Source organism: Stieleria sedimenti (assembly GCF_025060895.1).
In the GTDB taxonomy this organism is placed as follows: domain Bacteria; phylum Planctomycetota; class Planctomycetia; order Pirellulales; family Pirellulaceae; genus Stieleria; species Stieleria sedimenti.
In genome coordinates, this window is record NZ_JANZKV010000006.1 from 19496 (window position 1) to 28035 (window position 8540).

At 58.7% G+C, this 8540-nt stretch carries 2 protein-coding genes; one reads left to right on the plus strand and one right to left on the minus strand.

What is annotated here, in order from left to right:
* Window positions 1-193: 193 nt before the first annotated feature.
* Window positions 194-7117: an ELWxxDGT repeat protein gene (locus tag NZK35_RS00985; RefSeq protein WP_259630732.1), complete on the minus strand. Its 6924-nt coding sequence runs from the start codon at window positions 7115-7117 to the stop codon at window positions 194-196.
* 413 nt (window positions 7118-7530) lie between these two features.
* Here NZK35_RS00985 and NZK35_RS00990 point away from each other — a divergent pair, with 413 nt between their 5' ends.
* Window positions 7531-7833 carry a hypothetical protein gene (locus NZK35_RS00990; RefSeq protein ID WP_259630733.1) on the plus strand — a complete coding sequence of 101 codons (303 nt, stop codon included), beginning with the start codon at window positions 7531-7533 and terminating at the stop codon, window positions 7831-7833.
* Window positions 7834-8540 lie beyond the last annotated feature (707 nt).

The window sequence follows — 8540 nt, forward strand, 5'->3', positions numbered from 1 at the left end:
GACTGGCAGAAACACGGTGGGCAGAAAAATGGTCAGGAAAATAAACCGACAGGAAAATGGGTGACACGAAAATGGAGAGCTCGGAGTGTACGTTTGGCGCTCGCCGCGTCAGGTCCGTTGACGTTTTCTTAGTATCCGTTTTCTTGTCGGCCTTTCCGTACGCCGTCACCATCGGCCAAGCCCCGATACGCTTTCACCGAATCTCCTGTTGAAGATCCAACGCGAGTTGGCTGACGAGGTCTTCTAGTGACGTTGTTTCGTCGACATCGGTTTCCGTCCGATCGTCTTCGCGTGGCCAGTCTTCGCCTGGCCAGTCTTCGAAACCAAAGGTGTTCTCGGTTGCTTCAATGACGACGTTGGAACTGGGGCCGACGTCTGCTTCGACGATTGGAGGGGTGAACTCGGTGATCGGTAAGCGTTCCGGATTGCTTGAAAGGACTGGCGTCCACCTAGCATCGGATCGCAAACTTGCTGCGGCGAGGGTGCGATCGGTCACCACCACCAGCTCCGATTCCCCTTCTTGTGCAACCGCCACACGGTTGATCACCAACAACGCGTCGAGTGCGGTCACGATGCTGTTGCCATTGACGTCGGGGAAGGTGTCGTCAGCGGGCAATGCTTCCCCGGACGGTTGATTCGCCTGTTGCCGGCCGAGGAAATTAATCACGATCAGGGCGTCCAAGAGGGAGACGGACCCATTGGTGTCCACGTCGAATGGATTCGCAAAGTGATTCCATCGGCTGAACAGTCCGACGTCGATCGAGCCGAGCGATGCTCCGGTGACCAGCTCGATTCGTCGCTGCGTCGTCACGGGATCGAGATTGCTGTCGTGGGCATCGCTTCCGGGGCGATCCTGCAGCGTGATCTTGTCAATCGTTTGCGTGGCGACTTCCAGGATGTAGGTGCCAGGCACCACGCCGGCGAATTCGAAACTGCCGTCTTGCGGAGTGACGGCTTGGGCAACTTGGATCCCGCTGGATTCGTCGATCAACCGAATCGTCACGCCCTTGCGCATGGCTTCCGACGCGTCGCGAAAACCATCGCGATTGAAATCTTGCCAGACGACACCGCTGACCGAGGCAGGCTCGATCCGGATGCCGAATTTGACTTCATCGATTTGTCCGTCGCTGCCAAGTTCGATCGGCTGTGCGGCTCCATCGGCCGGTGCGGATTGAATGAATCCATGCGGCGTGATGATTGCGATGGTGTGGGTGCCGATGGGCAACTCCGCCAATCGGTAGTGGCCGTCGGCACCGGTGATCGCAAACGATTCGTCGTCGTCCAGCGCGGCGTTCCCGTTGGCGTCGACGAAGACGGCGACATCGGCGGCCGGCGACTCCCCCTCGTCCATCACCGCGTTCGCGTTGGTGTCATGGAAGACTTGGCCATCGATACGGCGATGGGTGACCGAGACAGACTGTTGCGAGTACACCATGACCGGTGCGTTGATCCCGTCATCGATCATCAGGTACACAAAGTACTCGCCTTCTGGCACTCCGGTCGTGTCCCAAGTCGACACGCCGATCCCGTCGGCCTGTGTGATCCCCGAATCGATCAGGATGCCGTCCAGCCCGCTCGCATCGGAATCGTAGAACAGCGAGACTGTGGCGTCGCTGTCGTTGTCGGAGGCGTTGTAGGAAATCGAAACGGGTTGTCCGAAACCACCGCCGGTAAGCTGCGTGATTTCCCCGCGGGGAGCATCGTTGTCGGAAACGACAAAGAATTCAATCTGGCCGGTTCCGCTGTCCGAGTCGACTGTCAGATTCCAAACGCCCGCATCGGGTTGTGAAACGATGACGACGCGCCGCGTCATGTCGGACAACGGTTCGACGATCGCCATGTCGGACGCGGCGATGATGTCGGCTTCGGTCAGGGTTTGACCCGAAGGAGTGGTGAGTACGATTTCGGTTGCGGTTTCATGTTCCCACTGGGAGGAAAACACGGCCCACTGCTTTCCCGGTTCGAGTTCGACTTGGTGCGAAAGCGTTGTCGCTTGCGCCAGCCGTTCGCCTTCGCCGGCAGCGATCAGGGCGTCAATTTCTTCGCCGCCGACCAGACCGAATTCACCATCAAGCCAGACACGGAATCCCAATCCGGTGTCGCCGATCAGCGGCAGGGGAAAACTGGCGTACGCGCCAGTGGAGTCATTGGAGAAATCGCCGTCATCATTGAACTGTAAAAAGAACTGACCGGCCAGGGCTTCGGTGCCGCCGATCAACGGGAACGCTTCGGGAACCGTAAAGGTCGCACTGGCCGATGCGTTAATATTCAAGCCGCTGTTGGCATCCACGTTTGCTTTGAAACTCGCATCGTCCGACAGGATGGTTCCGTTGAGGACATTGAACCCGCCGCTGGCTTCCAAGATCCCGTCGACCCAATTCCAGGTCGTTGTTCCGTCAACGATTGCCAGATCGTTGAGGATCGACAGGTCCGCACCGACCGTCAATTGTTGGCTGTTGAAGGATGCGGCGCCGTCGAACCCGAGCAACTTGGCTTCCACCGGACCGCCGGCCCAAGACGGCAAATTGACGCTGACCTCGGGGCCGAGCGTCATCCCGATCGACCCGCCAAAGGTGATCGGTGCGGGGTCGCTGGTCGCGATATGATTGACGCTGCCGGAAACACGCTGCAACACGGCTGCCGGCAAGACCGGCACCGGAATCCCCAATCCATCGACGCCGATTTCGATCGAATTCCACTCGCTGTTTAGAAAGCCGAGGTCGACGGCCAAGACAATCCCCCACGGTCTGATCGCCAGTTGTGCGCCGGCGGTGAGCGTCTTTTCAATCGTATTGATGCCGATGCTGGCTCCCTTGACTTCAATGAATCGCGGCACAACGGGAATGTCTTCGGCCGTCACCGTGCCGACGAGATCGATCGTGCCATTGGCCAATTGAATGCGATTGTTGTCGGTGAAGTTCGCGGTGACGTTAAAGAAATCGGGTAAACGCACTTCGCCCTGCAACCAGATGCTCGGATCTGGCGCCAACCGGCAGCTGGCCATCATGCCGGTGGCTTCGACATCCAATAAGCCAAGCACGCTGAATTCGATGTCCGAAAGCGTGAACGGATCTTGCTCCGGATCGCAAGGCGTTGGCCCGATCGCCGCCAACACGGGGGTTTGGAAATCGTGCCAAACCTGACCGATCGCCTGTCGTTGGGCTTCGGTCGTGCTGCGGAACAGCAATGAGGCGGGCAAGTGCCGGTAGGGTCGCAGCGTATCGCTGGCGTTTGCAACCGCATACATCACCGACAACCATGTCAGGTAGTCGGCGTCATCGTGGAAGTAAAGCGGACTGTTGAGCCAATCGGTGTTGTCAAAGAACTCAAACGCCGTGTCCTCCGGCCGATCCCGAGTTTCCGTCCGCGACTCGCCGGTGAACGTGAACGGCACGACGACCGGATGGGTGTGGTTTGTCGCCAGGTTGATCGCTGAGAACGTGGCTCGGACCCAGTTGCCCGGAAGGAACGCGTCGCCGGCCATGCTGACCGGATCACCGTTGGTGACAAAATGAAGCACCTCGTCGGCAAGTTCGCCATTGAACATGGCGGCATAGTCCGCATTGATGCCGGGTGCGTTGAACGTGTTGATGCGAGCGAGAGCGCCACCGTCGCCGGTGTAGCGTGCGGCCACCAGTTGTGTCAGACCACCGCCCAAGCTGTGTCCGACAATCGAGGGCATGCCGTGGGCGCCGTTGACGGCGGTCAGCCACGTGGCGACGTCTTCGTAGTTCGCCAGAAATTGCGCCGCTCCGACACCATCGGGATGGAAATCGTCGAACCAATCGGTCAAGAAATCGACGGATCCACGGATGGCGAGCACCGGATCGACCGAATTGCTGACCAGCCCCACGGCATCGAACCCGGTCACCGGATCCTGAAAGAATTGATCGACGGTGAATTCGACGGTGGAGACTTGCCCGTAACCAAGATCCGAGAGTGAGACGGTCTGTCCAACCACCCAGTCTTGGTAGGCGACGTCCTTGGCCAGGATTTCCATGACGCCGGGGGTGAGCGAGTGTTCCAACGGAAGACGATAAATCTCGCGCCCCAACATTCCGTCGTCACCGATCAGAAACAAATTCGAACCGGCGATCGTTAATTCTGCCGGTTCGGGATTGAGATCATAGTGCAGTGCCGCATGGTGGAGCGTCCCGTCGAGATCCAGTCGCCACAGTCCGCGGCCGGTTTCGTCGGTCGCCTGAAAATACAGTGCATTGCCGATCACGGTGAGTTCATCGGGATCGGACGAACGGCCTTCCTGGCCGATCACGATCGGGTCATCTTGATAGAGATCGAGCAGCAAGTGCGTGCCGGCCGCCGTGCCGTCACTGATGAACAGTTCGCAGCCATGTTCCAGATCGTTTGCTCGGAACACAATTTGATCATTGAATTCGATGATGCCGCCGTCGACGTAATCCCCGAAGCAGCGTGAACCGTCCGTTCCGGTTTCAAGATCGACGACGGGGCGTGTTCCGTCCTCGGTTCCGTCGCTGATCCAGAGTTCGTTTCCTATATTCGTGGCGACGACGCCGTTGAAGTTGTCGTCACGTCGAAAAACCACCCCGTCTCCGAAAGGCGACAATGAGAAAATCCGCGAGCTGTTGGTGCCGGGGTCTAAGTCCACGACCAAGCGGGGATCATCGGAGCCGCTATCGATCACCCACAACTCCGACCCGTGATCGGGATCCTCGGCGATGAAAAACAGTTTCTCGCCGGAAACGACCAGATCTTCCGGGTTCGAAGAGAACGGAAACGCGCTGCCCGGATAGAGATCCGCGCGCAGCATCGTGCCTTCGGGCGTTCCGTCGCTACTCCAAAGCTCTCGTCCCGTTTCGGGGCTATAGGCGCTAAAGTACAGTTGATTGCCGTAGCGGACGAAATCCAGCGGTTGCGACGAGAGTGCAAAGGGCGGATTGCTGGTCGTCCGCAACGTCGGATCGATGTCTTTGAGCAGCGTCGCTTGACCTGTCGTTGCACTCAGTGCCCAGGGTTCACGCCCATAGCCTGGTTCATCGGCGGTGAAGAACATAGTGTTGCCGATCACGATCAAATCACGCGGCGCGTTGGGGCCCGGAACGGGGACGCCGTCGTTGTCGAGCGTTGCATAGGTCGTTCCAGCCTCGGTGCCATCGCTTTTCCAAAGTCTTGATGCGGTTCCATCGAAGGCTGAAAAGTAAAGCATGCCGTTGAACTCAACCAAGTCACTGACCGAGGCGCCTTGGGGAACGTTGCCGACAAAGTTCGGATTGATGTCTTTCACGACGCGTGTGCTGAAGGAGTCTCCGTCTGTGACCCATAACTCCTCGCCGAATTCACGCGATGTCGCAACGAAAAACAGCTTCGACCCCGCTCGCGTCAAGTGTTTGGGGTCCGATGAAATGGTCGCATCGGTTTGGACGCCGACCCAATCGGTGCCGGCGGCGGTTCCGTCGGTCCGCCAGACATCAAAGCCGCGGAAAAAGTCACTCGCACCGAAATAGATGTGGCTGCCGAAGGCGGTCAATTCTTGAGCCAAGCTGTGGGTGTTCGGCCCGCCGGGACGAATGTCTTTGACCAGAACCGTGCCGTCGACGGTGCCGTCGCTCTTCCAGACCTCGCGGCCGTTCGCTCGATCATTGGCGGTGAAGAACAAGGTATCCCCCAGCGCCGTCAGGCTCTCCGGGTCGGAATCGAGTACGCCCGGCGCGATGTTTTTCACGATTACCGTTCCCTCGGTTGTCCCATCACTGGTCCACAATTCGACGCCCTCGTCTGAGTCCGCGGAGAAGAAGACGCGATTGCCCACTCGCGTGATCTGCGACGGCGAGGAATCCGCAGCATCGGGAAAAATATCTTTGACCAGTTCGCTTGTCCCTTGCCCCGGGATGCCTGTTGTGTCGCGCACGTACAACTCCCGACCCGTCGCGACGTCGCCTTTTGCGGAAAAGAACAACTGGTTTCCCGTCGATTCCAGTTCTCGCGGCGACGAACTGCGGGGGCGACGGATGTTGACGCTCGTTCCGGTCACATCCGTGACGGTAATCACTTCCTCTCCCGCAGCCACATCGCTGGCGACAAAGGTGCCGGCAGAGGTCCCGTCGGTCGCCCACAATTCGCGGCCGACGGCGCTGGTGTTTTCTCCGTCGCGCATGCCACCCGTGGCAGAAAAGAACAGCAAGCCGTCGAACGCGACAAGGTCCTGAGGGTTGGAAGAAAACGGATAAAAATCCGACGGCATCACCTGGGTTCCGTCCGCTTCGAAGAAGACCCAGTTCTGCGAAGCGTCGAGTTGCCCCACGATCGGTTTTCCTTGTGCGTTGCGGATCACCGGTTGATTGTCGATTTGGGTCCATTCGGCATAGAACGGCGAACCGTCGGCCTTGGTTTCCGGAAAAACGTTCGCAACCAGCGACGCGGTGCCCTGCAGATTTGTTTTGAACAGCTCGCGGCCGATGTTCGGCGATTCGGCTGTGAAGAATAAGATTCCTTGACCGATCGCCGGTGCAAACGTCAGCTGATCGGGGCTCGAACTCGTTTCCCCCGGGGCCAGATCGGAAACCAGGACCGTGCCCGCTTCCGTGCCGTCGCTCATCCACAATTCGTCACCGTGTGTCCCGTCGTCGGCAACGAAAAAAAGTTTGTTGCCGGCGGCTGTCAGATGAAACGGATACGATGAATCACCATAGCTGTACGTGATGCCGTCGTATTCATACGTCGTCACCGTCGGGTTGACGTCGCGGACCCGGACCGTGCCCGCCTCGGTGCCATCGCTCTTCCACAGTTCCTGCCCGGCATCCTCGGTGTAGGCGGTAAAAAAGAGCGTGTCGTTGACGGCCGTCAGATGTTGAATCTCTCCGTCGATCGGGCCTGGGCCGATGTCTTTGACCAGGATTCCGGGGCCCTCACCGTTGATGACGAACAACTCGTCACCGTGCAGCCCGTCATCAGCGACAAAGAACAACCGATCACCCACGGCGACGAACTGTTGAGCACCCGACGCTGGCGGGTGTGGGTTGAGATCCCGTAGCAGTGACGTTTCCAAAAGTGCGGCGGCCAATAGGTGCCGCTTTTCCAAACTCTCGATTCGAAGCCTTCTTCGACCCGATTTCCTGTGCCCCCATGATTGACATTTCATCGCGAATTCCCACGGAGCAAATTCTTGACAACGGTCTGGGTAGGGGGTCATTCTACCACAGTGGTGGTGCCATTGCGGAATTTGATTCGTTCGGTTCGGTTTGCCCGCACCTGAACGCCGCACCTGAACGCAATGCCTGGTTGTCGTCTTCTGTGTCGAAACAAGCTGCGTAGCGGCCTTTGCAGAGGAGCCGGCATGCGGCACATCACTGCGTTGATTTCGCAACATCGATAACGTTGACCGGCCAGTCGGCAACCTGGAGGCGACGGTGTGTGACGTGCGTCACCCGACGCGCCAGCTTGCTTTATCGCGGTCGGCAGCGAACAATTGCGGGACAGATTCTCCGGGCGTGTCGCATCGACTGCCGGCACGAGCACGGATTCCCATTATGACAAACGGTTTGGAGAAGACAGATGAAGGCCTTGATTGTCGGTTTGGCGTTGTTGGCGTCGGCGACGTTTGTTTCCAATGCCCAAGCACAGTACGTAGGGATCGACATTTACACGCCGCGCTACGCCGTCCCGGTCGCTCGCCCCGTGTTCGTGCCGCCGGTGGTGTACCCCGCACCGATTGTCGTCCGCCGTCCCGTGGTTGTGCCGGTCGCGCCAGTAGTGGCTCCGCGACCACGTTATCGGTTTTACACGCCGTACGGAGGTTCGGAGGTGAGAGTGCCGGGTCGACCGGTGGCAAACACCTTGCGTGCAATCATTCGTTGATCGACGCCTGCGATTCCAACTGTTGATCGCAACATTGCTGACTCCGACAATCGGATTCGGGTTTGCCGGTAGAGTGAAGTGTCTTAGGCCCGGAGGGCCGGTAGAGTGTCTGCCGGTGGCGTCAGCCACCGGGAGTGGATTCAAGGGAATACCCAAGGCCCAGCGGGCCGACACAATGCCGAGCGTCGAGTGGACTGGGAGACCGATTATGTCGGCCTTGCAGGCCTTCGTGATTCACTTTTTTCGATCCCGGTGGCTGACACCACCGGCAAGCAGCGACAATGGAACGGGGCGTCGTCGTGACCAGACGCGCTAACGCTATGTTGCACGGGCAGGTACGGAGTCGGCATTCATTGAAAACACAATGTCGTTTGCGCGTTCCGCGTGTTGTCCACCGTTGAACTTAATCGAATTGCGTTCCGCTTCAACGGTTGACGTGCGGTCACGGCGGGGCGGGATTGCGTGGGACTGGCAACCGTAGGCTGACGCCAGCTTCTTGAATCCACTGGCCGTTTTGGTGCCACAGCCGTCTTGATCTCTTGTGGCCCATCGAGTGATCCAGCGGCGCATGACTCCCCCGTCACGCGCGTTGTGTGGTCCGAGGGTGTTTTTCTTTGACTCAAAGACGAATCCGACTCTGCACACGACGCGGCGATCCTTGGGAGTCGAGCGCCGTGGGATGTTTGAAGTGCACCAACGAGATCAAA